We start from the raw sequence: 21,192 nt of genomic DNA, 5'->3' as shown, positions 1-21,192 counted from the left end.
GGGCTGAGCACCGCTGCGGCGGAAGAGGGAGGCTGGCCTCCCTGAAGCCAAGGCATCCCCACGCCCCCGTGCTCTCGCACCTGGCTGGCTCGGCACCGCCGGACAGTGGCGTTGGGGCTGAGCACCGCTGCGGCGGAAGAGGGAGGCTGGCCTCCCGCGCCCCCGGCCGAAAGCCACGGACGCCGAGCGTCCTTGAAACCGCCGCCGCGGCGCGCCACCACCGCGGCGCACACCGGCGGTGCCCCACACGCGTACAGGCACGGCTCGGCACCGCCGGACAGTGGCGTTGGGGGTGAGCGCCGCTGCGGCGGAAAAAGGAAGGGGGTGCCCCGCGCACCGGCAATGCCCCGGTCAGCGTGACGGGGTCGTCGCGTGGGTCAGTTCCTGGGTCAGGTGGGGGAGGTCGTGGGAGTGGCCGTGGGCGGCTATGTGGCCGTCCGGGCGGATCAGGTAGTAGCCGGGGCGGCGGCAGCGGGTCGTGGGGGCGGCGGCCGCCAGGCTCAACCGCACCGGGCGGACCCCGCGCCGGGCCGCGGCCATCACGGTCGCCTCCACCGCCCATGCCAGCCCCGCCCACGCCTCCCCCGCCCCCTCGTGGACGACCAGGGCCAGCACCCACGCCGACGGGACCGCGCGCACGAGTTGCCGCGGGAACAGCTCCCCCGCCCGTACCCCGCAGAGCGCCGGCCGCGTGGGCCCCTGCGTGCGGCGCCGTGCGCGGTAGGCCAGGCGGTGGCCCGCCATCACCGGCGCGTAGAAGCGCGTGACCGCACCCGTGCGTTCCAGGAGCCGGAAGGCGGCGTCGCGGGCCGCGACGCGGAGCCGTCCGTCCGCCATCCACGCCCGCGTCTGCAGGTCCGTGTCGCGGACGATGCGGCGCGTGGCCTCCTCGCGTTCGGCCTGGTAGCCGTCGAGGAGGGCGGCCGGGGAGTCGCCGTGGAGGACCGCGGCGAGTTTCCAGGCGAGGTTGTGCGCGTCCTGGAGGCCGTTGTTCATGCCCTGGCCGCCGGCCGGGCTGTGCACGTGGGCGGCGTCGCCGAGCAGGAAGACCGGGCCGCGCCGCAGAGCCGTCGCATGGCGCGCGTGGACGCGGAAGACCGCGTGGTGGACCGGCTCGGTGATCCGTACGCCGCGCGGCCCCCGCGCGTCGATCAGCCGCTGCATGTCCGCGACACCGGGTGCCGGTGTGCCCTCGGGGAGCGCCGTCAGGACGCGGAAGACGTCCCCCGGCATGGGCACGATCACCAGCGTGCCGGACGCCGCCTGGTAGTAGAGGATCTCGCCGGGCGGCAGCCGGCGGCCGCCCACCCGGGTGTCCAGCACGGCGAACGCCATCGGGTACGTGGTCCCCGCGAAGCCCGTCCCCAGCCGTTCCCGCACCGTGCTCCGCGCCCCGTCCGCACCCAGGAGGTACGGCGTACGGGCCCGTTCCGTCCGCCCGCCGGGGTGGCGCAGCACCACCCGCGCTCCGCCGCCCTCCGCGGAGAAGTCCAGGAGCCGCACGCCCCGTTCGACCGCGCCCCCGAGCGCATGCAGCCGGCGCGTGAGGAGCCGTTCCGTCTCGTACTGCGGCAGGTTGCGGGCCGCGCAGTCCGCGGGGAACGCGAACGCCGCGAGCGGCCGCCCGCCCGTGAAGTAGCGGTAGCCGTCGATGCGCAGGGACGCTGCCCGGATCTCGTCTCCGATGCCGAGGTCGTCGAGGATGGTGAGCGCCCGGGGCCACAGGGACAGGGCCCGCGGGGTCCGCGCGGGGGCGGGTGCGTGGTCGATGAGGCGTACGGGGATGCCGCGGCGCAGGAGTTCGCAGGCGGCGAGGAGTCCCGTGGGGCCCGCACCGGTGACGAGGACCGCGGGCCCGGGGCCGCTCACGAGGGCCGCGGACCCGGGGCCGGGGCCCCGGCCGGAAGGGCCGGTCACTGCGCCAGGCTCCGGGCGAGTTCGAGTCGCCGCACCTTCATCGTGGCGGTGCGGGGCAGCGCGGACAGCGGCAGCCGCACGGGCCGGGCGAGCTGCGGCCAGTCCGCGGCGGCGGACGCCCAGCGGCCGGGGTCGAGGGGCGCGTCGCCCCGGGTGCACACGACGGGGACGGGCTCCCGGCACGGGCCCGGTACGAGGACGACCTCGGCGAGTTCGGGCAGCCGGTCCATCAGCCGGTCCTCGACGTCGAGGGTGGAGCCGATGTCCGGGATGACGTCGACCTCGCGGTCGAGCAGGTGCAGGCAGCCGGCCCGGGTGCGGTAGCCGACGTCGCCGGTGCGCCACCACCCGTCGCGCAGCTGGCGTGCGAAGCGCTCGGGCTCGGCGTGGTAGCCGGTGGCCCGGCCCGCGGCCCGCACCTCGATCATGCCCGGCCGCTCCCGCGTCGCACGCCGCCCGCCGGGGCCCGCGACGCGCAGCCGCACTCCGGGCAGCGCCAGGCCCAGGCAGCGGCCGTCGGCGCGCCCGGCGGTGCGCCGTGTGTACCAGCGGCCGGACAGCGGGCCGCACTCGCTCTGCCCGTAGAACTGGAAGAACAGCGGCCCGGCGCGCCGGGAGGCCAGCAGCAGCCTGCGCATGGTGGGCGGGTGCAGGGCGTCGAAGGTGGAGCTGAAGTACCGCACGGAGGCGAGGGGCCGGCGCGGGTCCTCCGCCAGCGCCTCCCACGCCACGAACGAGTTGGGGTGGGTCTCGACGAAACCGGGGCGCGTACGGGCGAAGAGGTCCGCGACGTGCGCCGGGTCCGGGTCCCCCACGACGACGACCGGCATGCCCTTGGGGAGGGCGACGGCGAGCGCCAGGTACATCCGCGAGTGGACGGGGCTGAGGTGCGCCGCGTACGTCTCGGGCGTACGGATCAGCGCGGCGAGTCTGCGCTGCGGGACGTACCGGCCGTGCAGGCTCGCCGCCGTGTGCACCACCAGCTTGGGGAGGCCGGTGGTGCCGGAGGTGTGGGTCATGAGCGCGGGGCGGTCCGGGGGCAGGAGCACGGGGGCGCGGCGCGGGGCGCCGGCCAGTGCCGCGAGGGGCGTACAACCGGGGCGGGCGGGGCCAGTGGTGAGGACCGTGGCGGCGATGTCCGCGAGGGTGAGGCGCGCGAGGCCGGTGTGCAGCTTTTCGTCGTCGGTGAGCAGGTGCGGTCGCCGGGAGGGAGTGGAGGCGGCAGAGGGGGTGGAGCGGTTCAGGCGGCGCAGGAGTGCGGCGGCCGTGGCGCCGTCGAGCTCCGGGGAGAGCAGGACGGGGACGGCACCGATGCGGGCGGCCGCGCAGGCGAGCAGGTAGATGTCGAAGTTGGCGGCCTTGTGGACGGCGAGGTGCTCGCCGGGGCGGACGCCGGCTGCCCACAGGCGGGCGGCCAGGTCGTCCACGTGGTCGGCGAGCCCGGCGTACGTCATCCGGCGGCCCGTGCCGGGCAGGGCGTCCAGGTCGTGGTCGAGGGTGACGGTGACGGAGCCGTGCCGGGCCGCGGCCCGTTCGGGGACGAGGCCGAGGTGGAGGGCGTTGCGGTGGGCATTGCGGTGGGCGTCGCGGTGGGTTCCGGGGTTCATGAGAGCTCCGCGATCCGCTAGTGCAGCAGGACGGCGTCCTGCGCCGTGAGGTGGAGGCCGAACGTGCCGCGCAGGACGTGGACGACCTCGTCGGGGGCGAGTTCGGTGCGCAGGAGGCGGCCGTCGGCGTAACGGGCGGCGAGCGTGCGGTCGGTGAGGGTGTGGCGGACGTGCTCGTCACCGCGCTGGGCGACGAGCCGGCCGGTGAAGGGTGAACGGGGGTGGTGGGAGGTCCAGTAGTGGGCGGCCTCGAAGTCGTCGGGGACGTGGTGCTCCATGCGGAACGCGTAGACGTCGAACCAGTGGCCGTCCGGGTGCAGGGAGCGCAGCGCCCACTGCTCGGGGGCGGGGCCGTCCGGCGGTTCGAGGTCCAGGCGCCAGGTCCAGTCGCCGGTGGTCACGGTGGCGCCCGGGGCGAGGGGTACGGGTTCGAGCGGCCCTTCGTCGCCGAAGCCGACGTCACTGAGCCAGGGGCGGCCGTCCGCCTCGACCACCAGGGTGACGTGGGAGCGGCGGCGCACGCGCGTGCTGCCGCGGCGGACGCGGGCGAGGTGCCGGACGACGCGGAACCCGAGGTGTTCGAGGACGGTCGCGAAGAGGAGGTTCTGCTCGAAGCAGTAGCCGCCGCGTCCGGCGTGGACGATCTTCCGCTGGAGTGCGGCCGTGTCGAGCGGCATGTCCCGGCCGAGGAGGACGTCGAGGTTCTCGAAGCTGACGGCGGCAATGTGGGCGCGCTGGAGGGTGCGGAGGGTTGCGGCGGTGGGCGGGAGGGGGTTCCGGTGGCCCGCCAGGCGGATCCGGGTGAGGTAGGCGGGGAGGTCGGGGGGCGGGACGGCGGTGGTGGCATCGACAGGGCCGGCGGGGCCTTCCTGGCCGTGGACGACGGCGGTGTTCGGCATGGGCCGTGCGCTCCTTCCTCCGTGCGGTTCGGTGGTGTCCGGGAGCGCGCCGGCGTGGCGCCCCGGTGAGTACGCATTTCCGCCGGGCTCTCAGCGTCGTTCGTGCGTACGTCGCCGTTGCGGCGGGCGCTTCTCCAGCTCTTCAGCGGGCTGCAGAACACGGTCCGCCGCCGCGGCGCGCCGCGGCAGTGATCCGCCCCCGCCATCGTGATGCGCCCGCGCACGCGTCACCAGGCACCCGCCCCGCAGTCCGTCAGGCCCGCGGCCACTGCGTCAGGTCGGGAGGGGGCACCTGACACAGCGGTCCGGGGGCCCCGGCGCGCACGCGACGGGCGGACCTACCCTCGGAGCGTCCGGCAGGGCCGGGCCCGGACCTCCGACGGAGAAGCGGGGAACCGACATGACCAAGGTGGTACTGATCTCGGGCAGCCTGCGCGCCGCATCGGTGAACTCCGCGGCGCTCCGGGCCGTCCGCCGCATCATCCTGCAGGACCGCCCGGCCGCCTCGGTGGTCTCCCTGCCGATCGGCCGGCTGCCCTTCTACAACGGCGACGTCGAGTCCGCGGGGACGACCCCGGCCGTAGCGGCCGCCCGTGCCCTCGTCGCGGACGCCGACGCCCTGGTGATCAGTACGCCCTCCTACAACGGCGCGGTGCCCGGCGTGCTGAAGAACGCCCTCGACTGGCTCTCCCGCCCGGACGGCGCGAGCCCGCTCACCGGGCGGATCGCCGCGGTCCTGAGCGCCTCACCGAGCGGCCGCGGCGGGATCGACGCCCAGCCCGCACTGCTGGACCTGCTCGACAGCTGTGAGGCGATCACCGTCGAGCACCCTCCCGTAGCCCTGCGCAGGGCGCACCAACGACTCGATGCGGCGGGTGAGATGACCGAACCGGAGGCCGTCGCGGCGCTCCGCGAACTGGTGGACGCCACGTTCGAGGCGGTGGCCATCATCGCCGAGCAGCGCCGGTCCCTCGCCGGGCAGCACGGACCGGCGCAGCGGCCGGATCGACCGGATCGACCGGATCGACCGGCCCGGCCGGTCGCCGTCTCCCCGCCGAGCGCGAGGGCCGCCCTGTCCGGCAGCTGATGCCGGACAGTGTTCAGTCCGGCCGCTGCCGAACCGCCGCAGCCGCAGCCGCAGGGGCCCGAGCGGCCGGCGGGCCGGGGCGTAACGGACCGCACCGTCGCCCGCCGCGCCCCCTTACCGCTCTCAGCGCCGTCTCCAGCCCCGGCCCCGGGCGCGGGCCAGGCTCGCGCGGGCCGCGGCCGCCACCCGCTCGGGGGTCAGGCCGCCGTGCTCGAAGATGCCCGTGTGCGGGACGGTTCCGGTCGCGGCGCGGTCCAGGCCGACGCCCTCGCCGGCGGGCTTCAGCAGCTGGTAGCGGCCCACCTCGGCGGCCGCCCCGACCGAGACGGTGGCGGGCGTGCCGGGCGGCAGCACCTCGTCCCGGTAGGCGCGGCTCTGCCGCCGGAACCACGCGGCGCAGGGCATGCACACCACGCGGGTGGCGATGCCCTCGCGCTGCAGGATGCGGCGGGCGGCCAGTGCCGCGGGCGCCTCGCCGCCGTCGGCGACGAGGACCACGTCGGGCGCCACGGCCCCCGCATCGGCGTCCCGGGCCTCGGCGAGGACGTAACCGCCGCGTGCGGCCCGGTCGTCGCGCGCGACCTGGTCGTCACGCACGGCCCGGTCGTCACGCGCTGCGGCAACAGCTTCCGGTATCGGAACGGGGTTCATGCGACAGGCACCTCCGGAACGAGATCGGCGAGCAGAGACCCCACGATGCGCGGCCCTCCTTGAGTAAGGACGGATTCCGCATGAAATTGCATGGAAGCGAAGTGCGGCCCCCGCAGGGCGTGCACCTCGCCCGTGTACGGGTCGCGGCTGACGCCGACCGGGCCGGTCCCCGCCACGTCCACGGCGTCGCGGTCGCTGCGGGCGGCGAAGGTGTTGTAGAAGCCGACGCGTTCCCGCACCCCGAACAGATCGATCTCGCGCTGGACGCCCTGGTTGGGGACCTCCCGCCGGACGAGCTCGAAGCCGAGGGCGAGGGACAGCACCTGGTGGCTGAGGCAGACGGCGAGGAAGGGCCTCCGCTCGTCCAGGAGCGTGCGGACGGCGCCCCGCAGGTGGGCGATCTTGGGGTGGCGGCCGTCGCGGGGGTCGCCGGGGCCCGGCCCCATCACGACGAGGTCGTGCCCGTCGAAGGCGTACGGCTCGTCGAAGCGCCGGACGGTCACCGCCAGCCCCATGGAGCGCAGCTGATGGCCGATCATCGAGGTGAAGGTGTCCTCGGCGTCCACGACCAGGACGCGCCGCCCCGCCAGCCCGGGCGCGGGGTGCACCCGGTCGGCCTCCTGGGCGAGCCAGAAGCCGGCGATGGTGTCGTTGCGCTGTTCCAGGGCGGCCCGCACGCGCGGGTGGCCGCCGAACCGGGCCGCCCCGCCCGACTCCAGGGCGGAGATCAGCCCGGCGGCCTTGGCGCGGGTCTCGGCGACCTCGGAGGCGGGGTCGGAGTGGCGCACGAGGGTGGCGCCCACCCCGATGCGCACCCGCCCGGCGGAGTCGATGTCCGCGGTACGGATGAGGATGGAGGAGTCCAGGGTGCGCTCGCCGCGCGCGTCGCGGCCGATGAGGGCGAGGATGCCGCTGTAGTAGCCCCGGCCCCGGGGCTCGTAGCGGTCGATGACGCGGCAGGCACTCTCCAGCGGGCTGCCGGTGACGGTCGGCGCGAACATCGTCTCCCGCAGGATCTCCCGCGGATCCCGGTCGGTGGTGCCCTCGATGAAGTACTCGGTGTGGGCGAGGCGCGCCATCTCCTTGAGGTACGGGCCGACGACGCGGCCGCCGCCCGCGCAGATGCGGGCCATCATCTTCAGCTCCTCGTCGACGACCATGTACAGCTCGTCGGCCTCCTTGCGGTCGGCGAGGAAGTCCATGACCTCGGGCAGGCTCGGGCCCGTCGCCGGGTAGCGGTAGGTGCCGCTGATGGGGTTCATCACGGCCGTGCCGCCGCGGACGCTGATGTGGCGCTCCGGCGTCGCCCCGACGAACGTGCGCTCGCCGGTGTGCACGACGAAGGTCCAGTACGCGCCGGACTCGCGCTCCAGGAGGCGGCGGAAGAACGTCAGGGCGTGGGCGGGCGTGTAGTCGTCGATGCCGGCGGTGAACGAGCGTTTGATGACGAAGTTCGCGCCCTCGCCCTCGCCGATCTCGTCGGCGACGACACGGCGGACGGTGTCCGCGTACGTGGCGTCGTCCATGTCGAAGTGCCCGCCGGAGAGGCCGATCGGCGTCTCCGGGATACGGGCCAGCACCTCGGCGAGCGGGAGGACGGCCTGGTGGGTGACGGTCATGGCGAGCAGCGGCGCGCCGTCGTCGGCGCCGCGGAAGCCCCGCTCGGCGATCTGGCGGTAGGGGACGACGGCCAGCACGTCGGCGGTGGGGGACGCGCCGGCGGCCGCGGGCCCGCTGGCGGCCCCGGGCCCGTCGTCCAGCGGGATGGACGCCAGCGTCTCCGGTGCGGACATCTCGCCCAGGAGCAGTTCCACGGCGCCCGGGCCCGTGGCCCCGGGGCGGTGGAGGAGGGCGAAGGCCGGGGGCCGGGCGGCCAGGATCCGGGCGAGCAGGTCCTCCGTCATGTCGTTTCCTCCCTCTCCATTTCTTCTCCCTCCGTCTCCTCCACGTCCGTCTCCCCTACGTCCGTCTCCCCCGCGTCCGCTCATACCGCCGCTCCCCGGACCGTGAGCGTCTCCGCCGGGCGGCCCCGCTCCTGCAGGCGGCACAGCATGTCCTTCGTCGTCGTGACGACCGCGCAGCGCGCCGCCGCGTACTCCAGCGCCAGCCGGTGGTACGCGGCCGAGAAGTCGGCCACGGCGTCGGCGACCAGGAACGTCCGGATGTCGTTCGTGAACGCGTCGACCGCGCTCATCAGCACCCCGACGTGCGCGTACACCCCGCACACGATCAGCTGGTCCCGGCCGTTCGCCCGCATCCGCCCCAGCAGGTCCGAGCGGAAGAAGGCGCTGTAGCGCCACTTGGTGAAGACCCAGTCGCCCGGGGCCGGCGAGAGCGGATCGACGACGCGCCGGTCGGCGGGGTCGACGCGCATCCCCGGGCCCCAGAAGTCCTGGAGCAGGCCGCGCTGTTCACCGGTCATGCCGCCCGGCTGCGCCGTGTAGGCGACCGGGATGCCGAGGGCGGCCGCCGTCTCCCGCAGCAGGGCCGCGTTGGCGACGAGCTCGTCGCGCAGGCCCTGCGGGAGCGGCCCGAGGAAGTAGCGCTGCATGTCGTGGACGAGCAGCACCGCGCGGGCCGGATCCGCGCCCCAGCGGGCGGTGTTCTCCGGCAGGTCGCCCGGGGTGGGCATCGGGTAGGGCTCGATGGGGGGAATGCCTGTCATGGCGATCAGCCCTCCCAGGCCGAGACGACGGAGATGGCCTGCTGCGGATTGAGGCGGGGGTCGCAGAAGCTCGTGTACTTGTCGCCCACGTGGGCCAGTCCCGCCTCGTTGCGGACGCACTCGGTGACGTTCTCCGGCGTCGTCTCCAGGTGCAGGCCGCCCGCGACGCCGCCCCCGGTCCGGACCGAGCACTGGAATCCGCTGACCTCACGGACGACGGTCTCCAGCAGCCGCGTCTTGAGCCCGTCGGGCGCCGTGACGGTGTTGCCGTGCATCGGGTCGCTGAGCCAGACGACCGGGTGCCCGGCCTCGCGGACCGCTGCCACGAGCGGGGGCAGCTTCTCGGACACCGCGCCGGCCCCCATGCGGGCGATGAGCGTGAGCCGGCCGTGCTCCCTCTCCGGGTCCAGGAGCTCGCACAGGGCCAGGAGTTCGTCCGTGGTCGTCTTCGGGCCGACCTTGCACGCGACCGGGTTCGCCACCGCCGCGAGCAGCGCCACGTGCGCGCCGTCCGCCTGCCGCGTGCGCTCGCCGATCCACGGCCAGTGCGTGGACGTCAGCAGGGGACGCCCGTCCTCGCCGGTGCGGACCATGGGCAGTTCGTAGTCCAGCAGCAGCGCCTCGTGGCTCGTCCACACCGGCGGGCAGACGCCCGAACGGCGCGACGGGTCGAGCCAGCCGAGGTGCGTCATGGCCTCCCCGGCGGCCAGGTAGCCGGACAGCATGCGCTGCGGGTCGGGGCGGCGGCGTTCCGGGTGCGGCTCCGGGCTGTTGACCATGTGGCCGCGGTAGACGGGAAGTTCGGCACCGCCCGCGGCGCATTCCGTGGCGCTCGACCGGGGCTTGGCGAACTGGCCGGCCATCCGGCCCGCCCGGACCACCGGCTTGTGGGCCATCATCTTCATCACACCGGCCAGCACGTCCAGCAAGCCGGCCTTGCGGGCGACGTAACCCGAGGTGCACTCCGCGGGGTCCTCCGCGCAGTCGCCCGCCTGGACCACCTGGGCCGCGCCGCGCGCCACCTCGGCGAGGTGGTGGCGCAGCGTCCGTACGTCGTCGGCGCGGACGAGCGCCGGGCGGCGGGAGAGCTCCTCGCGGACCCGCCGCACCTGGGGGGCGTCGCCCCAGTCGGGCTGCTGGAGGGCGGGCTTGTGCCGGACGTCGAGCAGAGCGTCGGTCATGGGTTTCTCCAAAAACGCTTAAGTGACTGCTCTTGAGAACCTTGAGAGCCTTGAGACTCTTGAGAACAAAGCAAGCAACGGTGGTGCAGGAGTTTTTGAGGGAACGGCTCCCTTCGGCCCGGGGCTGGACGCCCGGGTGAGATGCGCCGCCGCTTCGGTGGCGAGCGCGCGGGTACAGCGATCGTCCGGGGCCGCCCCGGTTCCTCCAACGTCCCCCCGGCCACTCCGTCAGATGGGCCGCGAGTCCATCACCTGCTGTCAAGTCACCGTTCTCGCCAAGTTGACGGAGTACGGGCGGACTGTTCCGGTCCGCGCCGGAACGGACTTACGGTCGTGCCCTCTGCCCTAGGTGTTCCGCGGTCGATCCGGAGAGGGGGCGACCCCGTCATGGGAGAGCGCACGGTGACGTCGGGCGGCGAGGTCCTGCAGGAACTGCTCGCCGAAGGCGTCTCCCCCTGGCTCGACGGCCTCCGCCGCTCGCTCCTCACCTCCGGCGCGCTGGCCCGGCTCGTGGCCGGCGGCCGCGTGCGGGGGGTCACGTCCGACCCGGCAGTGCTCGCGGCCGAGGTCTCCGGCGGCACGGCCTACGCACAGCAGCTGTCCCACCTCGCCTGCCGGTCCGTGCCGCTGACCACCGCCGTGCAGGCGCTGTGCGCGTACGACCTGCGGGCCGCGTGCGACGAGCTGCGGCCGGTTTTCGACTCCACGGACGGGCTCGACGGGCACGTCTCCATGGACCCCGTCGTGCGGCCGGGAAGCGGCGCCCGGGCCACGGCCGACGCCGCCGCCGCGCTGCACCTGGCGGCTTGCCGCCCCAACGCGCTCGTGAAGCTTCCCGCCACGGACGACGGGCTCGCGGCGGCCGGCGAGTGCCTCGCCCGGGGCATCGGGGTGCACGTCACCGGGATCCACTCCGTGCGGCGCTACGAGCAGGTCGTGGAGGCCTGGTTCGGCGGTCTGGAGCGGGCCCGGGCCGCCGGGCTCGACCTGGCGGCCGTTCCCTCGGTCGCCTCGCTGCCCGTGGCCCGGATCGACGCCGAGGCCGACGGATGGTTGCGCGAGACCGGCGGCCGGGACGCCGCGGGGCTGCTCGGCACGGCCGCCCTCGCCGTCGCCCGGCTCGTGTACCGGCGCTACGAGGAGGGGCTCGGGAGTGTGCGGTGGCGGGCCCTGGCCTCGGCCGGGGCCCGGCCGCAGCGGCTCATGTGGGCCGTCGGCTCCGGTGTCCCGTACGTGGAGTCGCTGGTCGCCTGGGGCACCGTCAGTGCCATGTCCGAGGCCGCGCTCGTGGCGGTGGAGGAGCGGGGGCGGCTGCGGGGGGACACGCTGACCGGGCAGGACGGGGCGGGCCGGGGGGCCGTCGCCCGGCTGGAGCGGGCCGGCATCCCTTTCGACGAGGTCACGAAGACGCTGGAGGCCGAGAGCCTTGCGCAAGCGGTTTCCTCCTGGCGCGGTTTGCGGGACGCCGTCGGTGCGGGGTTACGGGCCTGATGTGGGGCGCGGGGGTGCGGGGCCTGACGTGCGGGGTGCGGGGGTGCGGGGCCTGACGTGCGGGGTGCGGGGCCGGTGCCTCCGGGGCAGGGGTCCGGGACCGTATATTTACGGGCCCGCACCCCCCTCCCTGTTCGCACCCCCGCTCCTGCCGGGCCCGCACATACACGTCAGCGTCCCGGACCCCTGCCCCTGCGGCCCCGTCCCCTCCCGTCTCGTCTCCCCCTACCGGCCGGTGCTCCTTCAGATGCTCACCCTTGCCGGCCTGCGGTCCGGGAACGGGCTGCCCGTCAAGGCGGTCAACGGGGCTGCCTTCACCGCTGTTTCCTCGTACTCCGCTTCCGGGTCGGAGAGGGCGATGACGGCGCCTCCCACCCCGTAACGGATCCGGTCCGGGGTGACGACCGCTGTGCGGATCACCACGCTCAAGTCCGCCGCTCCGGTGAGGGAGAAGTAGCCGATCGCTCCCGCGTACACACCGCGGGGACCCTCTTCGAGGGCGTCGATGATCTGCATCGTGCGGATCTTGGGCGCCCCCGTCATCGAGCCCGGCGGGAAGGCCGCCCGTACGCAGTCCACGGCGGAGCGGTCCTCGCGCAGCTTCGCCCTGACCGTGCTCACCAGCTGGTGGACCTTGGCGTAGCTCTCCACGCGGAAGACGTCCTTCGCCTCGACCGAACCGACCTCGGCGCAGCGGCCCAGGTCGTTGCGGACCAGGTCCACGATCATCAGGTTCTCCGCGCGGTCCTTCTCGTCGGTCGCGAGGTCCTCGGCCAGGCGTGCGTCCTCCTGCGGTGTCGCGCCGCGCGGGCGGGTGCCCTTGATCGGGCGGGACTCCGCCCGTCCCTCGCGGTCGATGCGCAGGAACCGTTCGGGCGAGGTGCTGAGGACCGACAGCGCGCCGAAGGACAGCAGGGCGCCGAAGGGGGCGGGGCTGGTGCGGCGCAGGAAGCGGTAGCTCTCCCAGGGGTCCTGTACGCCTCCGGTCTCGGCCATGTTGGTCAGGCAGATCTCGTACGACTCCCCCGCCGTGATCTGCTCCTGGCACGCGTCGATCAGCCGGAGGTAGGCGTCGCGGTCGTGGCGCAGTTCCAGTGCGCCGGGGCTGCCGGGGCGGCGGGCCGGGAAGGGGCTCAGCCCGGCGAGCGCCGTGAGCCTGCGGGCCGTGGTGTCGAGCCAGGTGCGGGCCGCGGACTCGGCGCCGTCCTCGGCGAGCGCGAGGAGGTGGGTGGTGCCGGTCGCGTGGTCGAGGACGAGGGCCCGGTCGGCGAAGACCATGGTGGCGTCGGGCTCGCCGGGCCGGTGGCCCGGCTCGCCGCCGCACTCGGCCTTCAGGCCGTAGCCGAGGTAGCCCACCCAGCCGAGCGCGAAGTCGGAGGGCAGGGAGGGCACTTCGGTGCGGGTCGCCCGCAGGTCGCGGTCGAGCCAGTCGAGGAACTCACCGGTGACGACCTCGGTGGCGTGCCGGGAGCGGACGGTCACGGTGCTGCTGTGGACGTCCGCGGCGGCGGTGCGGGCGAGCGGGCCGGAAGCGTCCCCCATCAGGGAGAACCTGCCCGTACGGGCGTCCCGGCTGCTGCTGTCCAGCCAGTACGCGTGCGGGCCCCTGCGGAACAGGCGGTCGAAGACCACCTCGTCGTCCCAGCGGGTCGGCAGTGCCGCCGCCAGGACCCGCAGCCTGCGTTCCGGCGCCCGGGGTTCCTCCTTCGGCCGGGGCGCCGGGCGTGTGGCGCGCTTCCTTCCCGTGCTGCTGAGCTCGCTCAGCCGCCGGAAGTTGTCCAGAAGGCGGTGGCCGTGTTCGCTGCCGACCGACTCCGGGTGGAACTGCACGCCCCACAGCGGGCGTTGGCGGTGCCGCAGGCCCATCACGATGCCGTCGGGCGTCCGCGCCGTCACCTCCAGGGCGGGCGGCAGCCGGCGGACGGCCAGCGAGTGGTAGCGCACCGCGGCAAAAGGGGACGGCAGCCCCGCGAACAGATCCGTGCCGTCGTGGACGACGGGCGACACCCGGCCGTGGTACGGCTCCGGGGCCCGGCCCACTTCGCCGTCGTACAGCAGGGCGATGCCCTGGTGGCCCAGGCAGACCCCCAGCGTGGGCAGTCCGCCGTGCCGCAGGATTTCCCGGCATATTCCGAAGTCCGTTTCGCGCTCCGGGGTTCCCGGGCCGGGCGAGATTACTACGTTGTCGAATGCGGTGAGACGGCTGGTCTGCCAGGTCTTGTCGTCGTTGGTGACCACTTCCGGTTCCCGGCCGTTGACCTCGGCCAGACAGTGGAACAGGTTGTAGGTGAAGGAGTCGTAGTTGTCGACTAATAACGTACGCACGTATCCCCCGTTTCGGCGTTATCGGACGACTTCCGGGCGGCGGACGGAATCCGCCGCCGGTGTCACTTCCATGAGCATGTGCTCGACCTCGTGCGCGCCTTCCCGTACGGCGATGCGGCGGACGACGTCCAGCCGGCGGTCGCACGCGCCGGCGATCCGGCGCAGTGCGGGCACGTCCCCCCGGGTGCTGAAGTGCAGCAGAACCCTGCCTCCCGGGGCGAGCCGGTCCGGCGCCTGTTCCAGGAAGCGGCGGTGCGCCGCGTAGCCGGGGTCGACGTATGCCCTCTCGTGCATGGTTCTGGGCCGGTAGTCGGGCGGGGCCAGCACGAAATTCGAATGCCAGAAAATCGTGTCGAAGCCCCCCTGGCGCGGCAGGTTCTCGAAGAGGTCGCTGTGCAGGCCGGCCACTCTGTCCGACACTCCGTGCCGGGCCGCGTTCCGCTCGGCGTTCAGCACCGCAGCGGGATTGATGTCGCTCGCCACCACCCGCGGGCAGCCCGCCAGGGCCGCCGCCACGGCCACGACGCCGGTGCCGCATCCGATCTCCAGCAGTGACCCCTTGCGCAGGGCGGCGGATCCGGCGGGCGCGTTCTTCAGGTCCAGGAAGTCGAGCGCGATTTCCGTCGCCGGCGAGTAAATCGGAGCAAATACCTCCGGTAGCAGCTCCCAGTCCCGGCCGCACATCGTGAAAACGTCCGGCCGGTCCTCCCGCACGAGCGCCCGGCGGCTGCGCTCAAGAGAGAGCCTGTAGTCCCCTACCCCCGTCATACCGATCCCCCTGAATCAGCGACAACCACCGGGCGCGAGCCCGGTGTTCATCAACCTTCACCTATTGGGACGCTAAAGAGGAAGGTGATCCAGTAACACACCCGCAAGATTCGGCGGTGGTCCGGACACCACCGTCCGCGGCCCGCCGGCCGCCTCGTCCGCCCGGCTTGATCAGCCGCGGTTGACGGGCCACTGCGGGTGTGCATAGCTTCCGGCATACCGTGCCGCGGCTCTATCCGTGCGGCAGAGCGCACCGGACCCGGGGGGCATCGTGTCGCAAGACATGTCCGAGGACGGCATATTCGCCGTACTGGAGCTATTGGCCGCCGGAGCACCGGCCCAGGAATACGAGGCCCTCACCGATCGGCTCCGCGCTTGCGGAGCGGGCCCCGGAGACCTCGGCAGGCTCGACCGGGCGGTCCAGCTCGGGCTGACCATACGGACGTGGACGGAGCGTCAGCAGCAGCGGGAGGCGGGGCTGTCCGCCCTCGTCGACACCGCACGCGACCTGGCCACGCCGCACGACCTCGACACCCTGCTGAAGGTCATCCTCCGGCGCGCCCGGCTGCTGCTCGCCGTCGACATGTCGTACATCGGCATGTACGACGAGGGGGAACGGTACGTCACCATCCGCGCCTCCGACGGCCACACCACCGCGTTCAACGTGGGGCTGCGGCTGCCCGGCGGGAGCGGGCTGGGCTCCGCCGTGATGTCCAACCCCTCGCCGTTCTGGACCCCGGACTACCTCGCCGACGAGCGCATCCAGCACAGCGGCGACATCGACCACGTGGTGAAGGCCGAGGGGCTGCAGGCCGTCCTCGCCGTCCCGCTGAACCGCGGCGCGCGCCCCTTCGGCACGCTCTACGTCGCCGAGCGCAAGGTCCGGCACTTCACCACCGACGAGATCGCGCTCCTCAGTTCGCTGGGCGACCTCGCCGGCGTGGCCATAGAGAAGGCCGAGCTGCTGGACCGGACCACCGCCCTGGTGGACGAGCTGGAGCAGCACTCCACGCGGGTCGAGGCCGGGCTGCGCAGCGCCCAGGAGCTGAGCGACACCCAGCACCGGCTGATCCAGCTGGTGCTGGGCGACTGCGACCTGGACGCCCTCGCCCGGGCCGCGGCCGGCGAGCTGAACGCCGCCGTCCAGGTGTGTGCCGCCAACGGCACGATCCTCTGCGCCTCCGGGCAGGTGCGGGAGGAGGGCGCGGACCCCGGGTCGCTGCTCGTGCCCGCCGCCATGGACGCCCACGCCGCGCGCGAGCCCGTGGCCCTCGACGGAGGGCTGTGGGCCGTGCCGATCTCGGCGGGCACCGGCAGCAGCCTCGGCACCCTGCTGCTGCGGCCCGAGCGGCCCGGCGCGGTGCAGGACGAACGGCTGATGCGGCTGGTCGCGCAGGTCATGGCCGTCCAGCTGCTGGTGGAGAGCAGCCGGACGGCGATCGCGGAGGGGCAGGTCCGCGACGACTTCCTCGCCGACCTGCTGGCCAGCCCGCAGCGGCCGCCCCACCAGCTCGAACAGCACGCGCGGCGGCTCGGCATCGACCTGACCAAGCCGCACGTGGTGGTCGTGGCGCGCCCCGAGGGCGACGCCCGCGGCAAGACGGCGATCTGGGCGTCCTCGTACGCACACCGGCTCAGCGGGCTCAAGAGCATGCACAACGGCTGCGCGGTGCTGCTGCTGCCGGGCACGGACGCGGGCGGTGCGGGGCGCGCCGTCTCCGCGGAGCTGTCGCCGCTCCTCGGCCACCCGGTGACGGTGAGCTCGGCCGGCCCGGTCGCGGGGCCGGCCTCCGTCCACCACGCCTTCCGGGAGGCGCTGCGCTGCCTGGACGCGATGACGTCGCTCGGGGTCATCGGGCGGTCGGCGTCGGTGCGCGAGCTGGGCTTCCTCGGCGTGCTGCTCTCCGACAACCACGACGTCGAGGGGTTCGTCGACTCCGCCATAGGGCCGGTGATCGACTACGACCAGCAGCGGTTCACCGACCTGACGCGGACGCTGGAGACGTACTTCGAGGCGGGCGGCAGCCCGACGAACGCGGCCAAGAAGCTTCATGTGCACCCCAATACGGTGGCCCGTCGCCTGGAGCGGATCAGCGAGCTGCTGGGGCCGCAGTGGCAGCAGCCCGGGCGCGCCCTGGAGGTGCAGCTGGCCCTGCGGGTCTTCCGGGTGCGGCACAGCCTGCAACTGGGCGAGCGGCCGGCGCCCGCGGAGGGCGGCGGCCCCGCGGAGGCCCAGGAGACGTAGCGGAGGCTCAGGAGAGGCGGCGGAGGCTTCAGGAGACGTAGCCGAGCCGCACGGGCTCCTGCGGCCCGCCGGTGAGCGCGGCCACGGCGTGGGCGGCGGAGGCGAGCGTGACGTGCCGGTGCCAGCCGCTGAACGAGCGGCCCGCGAAGTCCCGGATGCCGACCTCGTCGGCGATCTCCGCGAAGTCCCGGTCGACCCGGTCCAGGAGCTTGCTCAGCCGGACGAGGGCGGCGGGCGGGACGTTGACGAGGTCCGTCAGCCACAGGTCCGCCGGCCAGCGGCGGCCGTTCTCGCCCACCCCCAGCAGGAGTAACTCCCGGCGCCGCGCCGCACCGGGCCCGGCCGCCGCGCGCAGCGGGGGCAGGCCCACGCGGACGGCCGCGGTCAGCGAGGTCCGGACGGCGCCCGCGGGGCCGTGGTCGCGCCACATCACCGGGCGCCGCAGGTCACGGGCCGCGCCGAGGATCTGGTGGGCGGGCAGCGCCTCGGTGCCGCGGCCGGCCGCGGCCGGGCCGGACACGGTGAGCCGCAGCGAGGGGCTGATGCGGGCCATCGCCGGCACGCCGCAGGCGCGCAGCCGCATCAGGGCCGCGGGGGCGTCCATGTCGCGGGCGTCCAGCAGCAGGGGGCGCAGCGGCAGGCCCCAGTCGCGCATCATCCCGGCGTAGGCCTCGACGGTGCACTCCCCCAGCGTCTCGGGGCGGACCGACTCGGGTATCGAGGCCTGGCTGCGCCGGAGCTCGTCCTGGAGCCAGGTGCCGGAGAGGTGCAGGCGCCAGTTGACGGGGGTGCTGCGCCCGGCGGAGGCGGCCCAGACGCCGACGGCCTCCTGCGCGTTGAGCACCTGGCCGACGGCCGGGCAGAAGCGGCGGTCGACGCCCACCGAGTTGTCGCCGGCCTTGGGGATGACCATGGGGCGGACGACCCAGGCGTGCGGGGGCGCGACCCGGGTGAGGTAGTGGGCGAGGGCGCGGCGCACGGGGATCCAGTCCCAGGTGGAGCTGGAGACGAAGTGGTGCAGGCTCTGCTCGGCGGCCTGGCCGCCGATGAGCGCGGCGATGTTGCGGATGGACTTGCGGCCCTGCGTGTCCAGCAGGCCGCGCACGTAGGCCTCGCCCCGGCGGCGCTGGTCGCTGCGCGGCAGGGAGGCGAAGAGGGCGGCGCACAGCTCGGCCAGGACGGCGTCCCGGGTCTCGGGGCAGGCCGGGGCGGGAACGGCGGCGGGCCGGACCGGGCCGGTGGTCCCGGCGGTCCCGGTAGTCCGCGGATAGAGAGCAACACCACGCATCGGAATCCCCCATCTCGGCTGCTGGCTGGCACTCTCAACGGTGCTTCCGCGCGCCCCCGGGCGCCCAGGTGTCAAGGCCACCCGCGTGCACCCTCCGGTGGTGGTCCCGCCACCATCCGGCGGTCCGCGACCTCCCGTGCGGCGGCCGGGAGGGCCCCCGGGGTGTGGTCCCGCCACCACCCCGGGGGCGGCACGGGGGGCCACTCGGCGGACGGGGTCGGAGCGGCGCGGGACGTTGCGGATACGGTGGTGCCGTGCACCGGTGCGGACGGGCCCCTCGCGGCAGCCCGTGCCGGAAACCGCGGGCAGCTTTCGGCCACGCGGGGCAGGAACCGGGAAGGAACACGTGAGCAGGTTGTTGGTGCAGGTCAGCGCGGTAGTCCGGAGCGTGGGGTAAGCGTCGTGCACATTGTGATCATGGGCTGCGGGCGGGTCGGCTCGGCCCTCGCCCAGACCCTTGAGCAGCAGGGTCACACGGTGGCCGTGATCGACCAGGACCCGACGGCCTTCCGCCGCCTGGGCTCCGGGTTCGGCGGCCGCCGCGTGACCGGCGTCGGTTTCGACCAGGACACCCTGCGCGAGGCGGGCATCGAGGAGGCGGGCGCCTTCGCCGCCGTCAGCAGCGGCGACAACTCCAACATCATCGCGGCCCGGGTGGCCCGCGAGATGTTCGGCGTGGAGAACGTGGCCGCGCGGATCTACGACCCGCGGCGCGCCGAGGTCTACCAGCGGCTCGGCATCCCGACCGTGGCCACCGTGCGGTGGACGGCCGACCAGATGCTGCGGCGGCTGCTGCCGTCCGGCGCGGAGCCGCTGTGGCGCGATCCGAGCGGCGGCGTGCAGCTCGCCGAGGTGCCGGCCTCGGAGGCCTGGGTGGGCCACAAGATCAGCAAGCTCCAGGAGGAGACCGGTGTGCGGGTGGCGTTCCTCACCCGGCTGGGCGAGGCGATTCTGCCGGCGTCCTCGACGGTGTTGCAGGAAGGCGATCTGGTGCATGTGATGATGCGCACCGACGAGGTCGAGAAGGTGGAAGCGGCGTTCGCGCAGGGTCCCGAGGAGGCGCACGCATGAGGGTCGCCATCGCCGGTGCCGGCGCCGTCGGCCGCTCCATCGCGGGCGAGCTGCTGGAGAACGGCCACGAGGTGCTGCTCGTCGACAAGGCCCCGACCGCCATCTCGGTGGAGCGGGTGCCGCTGGCGGAGTGGCTGCTGGCCGACGCGTGCGAGATCACCTCGCTGGACGAGGCCGCGCTGCAGCGCTGCAACGTGGTCATCGCGGCCACGGGTGACGACAAGGTCAACCTCGTCGTCTCGCTGCTGGCCAAGACCGAGTACGGGGTGCCCCGGGTCGTGGCCCGGGTGAACAACCCGAAGAACGAGTGGCTCTTCAACGAGTCCTGGGGCGTCGACGTGGCCGTGTCCACGCCGCGCCTGATGTCGGCGCTGGTCGAGGAGGCCGTGAGCGTCGGCGACCTGGTGCGGCTGATGCGCTTCAGCCAGGGCGACGCGAACCTGGTGGAGCTGACGCTGCCGCCGGAGTCGGCGCTGGCCGGCACCCGCGTCGGGGACGTGGACTGGCCGGACGACACCTCGCTCGTCACGATCATCCGTGGCAACCGGGTGCTCACCCCCAGCCGCGAGGACGCGCTGGAGGCGGGCGACGAACTGCTGTTCGTCGCGGCACCGGCGCGCGAGGAGCAGCTGGAGGACCTGCTGTCCGCGACGCGGGACGGCGGCGCGTAACCCCCTCGTTCATGCGTGAGCGCCGGTGGGCCGGTCTTCCGGCCCACCGGCGCTCACGCATGTGAGGAGGCTTCAGGTGCGCTCCGCTGCCTCCGCGGCCTCTGCCGCCTCGGCCGCCTCCATCTCCGCGATCACGTCGATCGGCGGCGGCGCCTTGGCCAGGAAGATCCAGGTCAGATAGACGGACAGCAGCATCGGCGGGATGCCGAGGGCCACCTTCACCCAGCCGAGCTCGGTGGCGTCGCCCCACCAGTACAGCGGGAAGAGGATCGCCGACTTGGCCAGCAGGATCAGGCCCCAGGCCCAGCTCGCCTTGGTGTAGGCGACCTTGCGGCCGGGGTTGCGGGTGCGCCAGGAGAGGTTCTCCTTGAACACCGGGCCGAGGATCAGGCCGAGCAGCGGATAGCCCGCCAGGGACGTGACGATGTACGCCACGGCCAGGCCCAGGGTGTAGAGCATGCCCGGCAGGTGGAAGTTCTTGGCATCGCCGGTCATCATCGCGAAGACCGCGCCGATGGCGACCCCGAAGACGCCGCTGAAGGCGTGCTTGACGGTGTCCTTGCGCAGCAGCCGTGCGATGCCCATCAGCAACGAGAGGGCCAGCGCGGCGATGGCCGCCGTGTGGATGTCCCGCTCGGCCGTGAAGATCGCTACGAAGACCAGGCCGGGCACGGTCGTCTCGACCATGCCCCGCACGCCGCCGAAGGCCTCGAAGAGGGCCGCCTTGGTGGCCGCCGACGCGTCGGCGTCACCGCCCGTCCCCTGCTGGTCCACGATCGGCTTGTCGAGAGACGTCACCCGCTACTCCTGTCCGAGCGGTCGGAGCTCGTACTTGGGATTGAACAGCACCCGGCGGCCGCGGCTCATCGAGATCCGGCCGGAGGCGATCAGCTTACGGCCGGGCTCTATTCCGGTGATGGAACGACGGCCCAGCCACACGACGTCGAGCGCGGCCGAGCCGTCGAACAGCTCGGCCTCCAGCGCGGGGACGCCGGCGCGCGGACGCAGTGTGACGGTCCGCAGCGTACCGGTGACCTTCACTATCTGACGGTCGTCGCAGTCGCATATCCGCGTGCAGCCCACGGCTTCCGCGTCCTGCTGCAGCTCTGCGTGGTGCAGCTCCTCCTGGGAGGAGGACAGCCGGTCGAGCATCCGGCGGAAACGGCCGGTCGGCTTCTCGGAACGGGGTACGGCACTCATGAATCCAGCGTACCGGGAGCCCTCCGGGCGGGTTCCTGCCCCACGAGGGGCACCGTTTCGTCCTCAGTCGCCGGACGGGCTCACAAATTCTTGTGAGCCCGTCCGGCGACTGAGGACCGGGCCCCC

Annotated in this window: 17 protein-coding genes; 5 read left to right on the top strand and 12 right to left on the bottom strand. The window is 73.9% G+C overall.

Going from position 1 to position 21,192, the window contains the following annotated elements:
- Positions 1 to 351: 351 nt before the first annotated feature.
- From ACFZCD_RS21965 to ACFZCD_RS21955, 3 genes are read right to left on the bottom strand one after another with little or no spacing between them, the layout of a single operon-like run.
- Positions 352 to 1,917, bottom strand: coding sequence for an FAD-dependent monooxygenase (locus ACFZCD_RS21965; protein ID WP_391833339.1), 1,566 nt, complete (start codon positions 1,915 to 1,917; stop codon positions 352 to 354).
- Positions 1,914 to 3,524 (bottom strand): class I adenylate-forming enzyme family protein, encoded by a 1,611-nt coding sequence (locus ACFZCD_RS21960; protein WP_391833337.1) that lies wholly within the window; start codon positions 3,522 to 3,524, stop codon positions 1,914 to 1,916. The genes ACFZCD_RS21965 and ACFZCD_RS21960 overlap by 4 nt, the downstream gene beginning before the upstream one ends.
- Positions 3,525 to 3,541: 17 nt before the next feature.
- Entirely contained in the window at positions 3,542 to 4,423 is an 882-nt protein-coding gene (locus ACFZCD_RS21955) for an arylamine N-acetyltransferase (RefSeq protein ID WP_391833335.1), read from the bottom strand.
- Positions 4,424 to 4,823: 400 nt separating this feature from the next.
- On the opposite strand from ACFZCD_RS21955, the gene ACFZCD_RS21950 reads away from it, so the two are divergent.
- Positions 4,824 to 5,510, top strand: a complete 687-nt coding sequence (locus ACFZCD_RS21950; protein WP_391833333.1) for an NADPH-dependent FMN reductase — start codon at positions 4,824 to 4,826, stop codon at positions 5,508 to 5,510.
- A 123-nt stretch (positions 5,511 to 5,633) separates the two neighbouring features.
- On the opposite strand, the gene ACFZCD_RS21945 is transcribed toward ACFZCD_RS21950, so the two are convergent.
- From ACFZCD_RS21945 to ACFZCD_RS21930, 4 genes are all read right to left on the bottom strand, one after another.
- Positions 5,634 to 6,161 (bottom strand): hypothetical protein, encoded by a 528-nt coding sequence (locus tag ACFZCD_RS21945; protein ID WP_391833331.1) that lies wholly within the window; start codon positions 6,159 to 6,161, stop codon positions 5,634 to 5,636.
- On the bottom strand, positions 6,158 to 8,065 hold the full coding sequence (locus ACFZCD_RS21940; RefSeq protein ID WP_391833329.1) for an anthranilate synthase family protein: 1,908 nt from the start codon (positions 8,063 to 8,065) through the stop codon (positions 6,158 to 6,160). Before ACFZCD_RS21940 ends, ACFZCD_RS21945 begins: the two co-directional genes overlap by 4 nt.
- Before the next feature lie 80 nt (positions 8,066 to 8,145).
- Positions 8,146 to 8,826, bottom strand: a complete 681-nt coding sequence (locus ACFZCD_RS21935; protein ID WP_391833327.1) for an isochorismatase family protein — start codon at positions 8,824 to 8,826, stop codon at positions 8,146 to 8,148.
- A gap of 5 nt (positions 8,827 to 8,831) precedes the next feature.
- Positions 8,832 to 10,007, bottom strand: coding sequence for a 3-deoxy-7-phosphoheptulonate synthase (locus ACFZCD_RS21930; protein ID WP_391833325.1), 1,176 nt, complete (start codon positions 10,005 to 10,007; stop codon positions 8,832 to 8,834).
- A gap of 387 nt (positions 10,008 to 10,394) precedes the next feature.
- On the opposite strand from ACFZCD_RS21930, the gene ACFZCD_RS21925 reads away from it, so the two are divergent.
- Complete coding sequence (locus ACFZCD_RS21925) at positions 10,395 to 11,498, top strand: transaldolase family protein (protein WP_391833323.1); 1,104 nt, start codon at positions 10,395 to 10,397, stop codon at positions 11,496 to 11,498.
- A 243-nt stretch (positions 11,499 to 11,741) separates the two neighbouring features.
- On the opposite strand, the gene pabB is transcribed toward ACFZCD_RS21925, so the two are convergent.
- Positions 11,742 to 13,823, bottom strand: a complete 2,082-nt coding sequence (pabB, locus tag ACFZCD_RS21920; protein WP_391833322.1) for an aminodeoxychorismate synthase component I — start codon at positions 13,821 to 13,823, stop codon at positions 11,742 to 11,744.
- A gap of 18 nt (positions 13,824 to 13,841) precedes the next feature.
- A complete protein-coding gene (locus tag ACFZCD_RS21915) occupies positions 13,842 to 14,591 on the bottom strand; it encodes a 50S ribosomal protein L11 methyltransferase (protein WP_391833320.1) in 750 nt (249 codons plus the stop codon).
- A 271-nt stretch (positions 14,592 to 14,862) separates the two neighbouring features.
- Between ACFZCD_RS21915 and ACFZCD_RS21910 the strand changes: the two genes are divergently transcribed.
- On the top strand, positions 14,863 to 16,836 hold the full coding sequence (locus ACFZCD_RS21910) for a helix-turn-helix domain-containing protein (RefSeq protein WP_391833318.1): 1,974 nt from the start codon (positions 14,863 to 14,865) through the stop codon (positions 16,834 to 16,836).
- A 28-nt stretch (positions 16,837 to 16,864) separates the two neighbouring features.
- On the opposite strand, the gene ACFZCD_RS21905 is transcribed toward ACFZCD_RS21910, so the two are convergent.
- Positions 16,865 to 18,124, bottom strand: a complete 1,260-nt coding sequence (locus ACFZCD_RS21905) for an IS701 family transposase (protein ID WP_391833316.1) — start codon at positions 18,122 to 18,124, stop codon at positions 16,865 to 16,867.
- A 402-nt stretch (positions 18,125 to 18,526) separates the two neighbouring features.
- On the opposite strand from ACFZCD_RS21905, the gene ACFZCD_RS21900 reads away from it, so the two are divergent.
- Positions 18,527 to 19,195, top strand: a complete 669-nt coding sequence (locus ACFZCD_RS21900; RefSeq protein ID WP_391833314.1) for a potassium channel family protein — start codon at positions 18,527 to 18,529, stop codon at positions 19,193 to 19,195.
- Positions 19,192 to 19,866, top strand: coding sequence for a potassium channel family protein (locus ACFZCD_RS21895; RefSeq protein ID WP_391833312.1), 675 nt, complete (start codon positions 19,192 to 19,194; stop codon positions 19,864 to 19,866). Before ACFZCD_RS21900 ends, ACFZCD_RS21895 begins: the two co-directional genes overlap by 4 nt.
- 72 nt (positions 19,867 to 19,938) lie before the next feature.
- Here the strand turns inward: ACFZCD_RS21895 and ACFZCD_RS21890 are convergent, their stop codons facing one another.
- Positions 19,939 to 20,664: a DUF3159 domain-containing protein gene (locus tag ACFZCD_RS21890; protein WP_391833310.1), complete on the bottom strand. Its 726-nt coding sequence runs from the start codon at positions 20,662 to 20,664 to the stop codon at positions 19,939 to 19,941.
- Between the two features lie 3 nt (positions 20,665 to 20,667).
- Positions 20,668 to 21,066, bottom strand: coding sequence for an OB-fold nucleic acid binding domain-containing protein (locus ACFZCD_RS21885; RefSeq protein WP_391833308.1), 399 nt, complete (start codon positions 21,064 to 21,066; stop codon positions 20,668 to 20,670).
- Between the last annotated feature and the right edge of the window lie 126 nt (positions 21,067 to 21,192).

Source organism: Streptomyces sp. NPDC008001 (assembly GCF_042958085.1).
In the GTDB taxonomy this organism is placed as follows: Bacteria; Actinomycetota; Actinomycetes; order Streptomycetales; family Streptomycetaceae; genus Streptomyces.
This window is presented reverse-complemented; position numbering and strand designations above follow the sequence as displayed.

Excerpts from the sequence above, each read along its gene's own strand:
- ACFZCD_RS21905 (WP_391833316.1), bottom strand. The coding sequence starts at position 18,124 with ATGCGTGGTGTTGCTCTCTATCCGCGGACTACCGGGACCGCCGGGACC.
- ACFZCD_RS21915 (WP_391833320.1), bottom strand. The coding sequence starts at position 14,591 with ATGACGGGGGTAGGGGACTACAGGCTCTCTCTTGAGCGCAGCCGCCGG.
- ACFZCD_RS21960 (WP_391833337.1), bottom strand. The coding sequence starts at position 3,524 with ATGAACCCCGGAACCCACCGCGACGCCCACCGCAATGCCCACCGCAAC.
- ACFZCD_RS21955 (WP_391833335.1), bottom strand. The coding sequence starts at position 4,423 with ATGCCGAACACCGCCGTCGTCCACGGCCAGGAAGGCCCCGCCGGCCCT.
- ACFZCD_RS21950 (WP_391833333.1), top strand. The coding sequence starts at position 4,824 with ATGACCAAGGTGGTACTGATCTCGGGCAGCCTGCGCGCCGCATCGGTG.
- ACFZCD_RS21895 (WP_391833312.1), top strand. The coding sequence starts at position 19,192 with ATGAGGGTCGCCATCGCCGGTGCCGGCGCCGTCGGCCGCTCCATCGCG.
- ACFZCD_RS21945 (WP_391833331.1), bottom strand. The coding sequence starts at position 6,161 with ATGAACCCCGTTCCGATACCGGAAGCTGTTGCCGCAGCGCGTGACGAC.
- ACFZCD_RS21925 (WP_391833323.1), top strand. The coding sequence starts at position 10,395 with ATGGGAGAGCGCACGGTGACGTCGGGCGGCGAGGTCCTGCAGGAACTG.
- ACFZCD_RS21930 (WP_391833325.1), bottom strand. The coding sequence starts at position 10,007 with ATGACCGACGCTCTGCTCGACGTCCGGCACAAGCCCGCCCTCCAGCAG.
- ACFZCD_RS21940 (WP_391833329.1), bottom strand. The coding sequence starts at position 8,065 with ATGACGGAGGACCTGCTCGCCCGGATCCTGGCCGCCCGGCCCCCGGCC.
- ACFZCD_RS21935 (WP_391833327.1), bottom strand. The coding sequence starts at position 8,826 with ATGACAGGCATTCCCCCCATCGAGCCCTACCCGATGCCCACCCCGGGC.
- ACFZCD_RS21885 (WP_391833308.1), bottom strand. The coding sequence starts at position 21,066 with ATGAGTGCCGTACCCCGTTCCGAGAAGCCGACCGGCCGTTTCCGCCGG.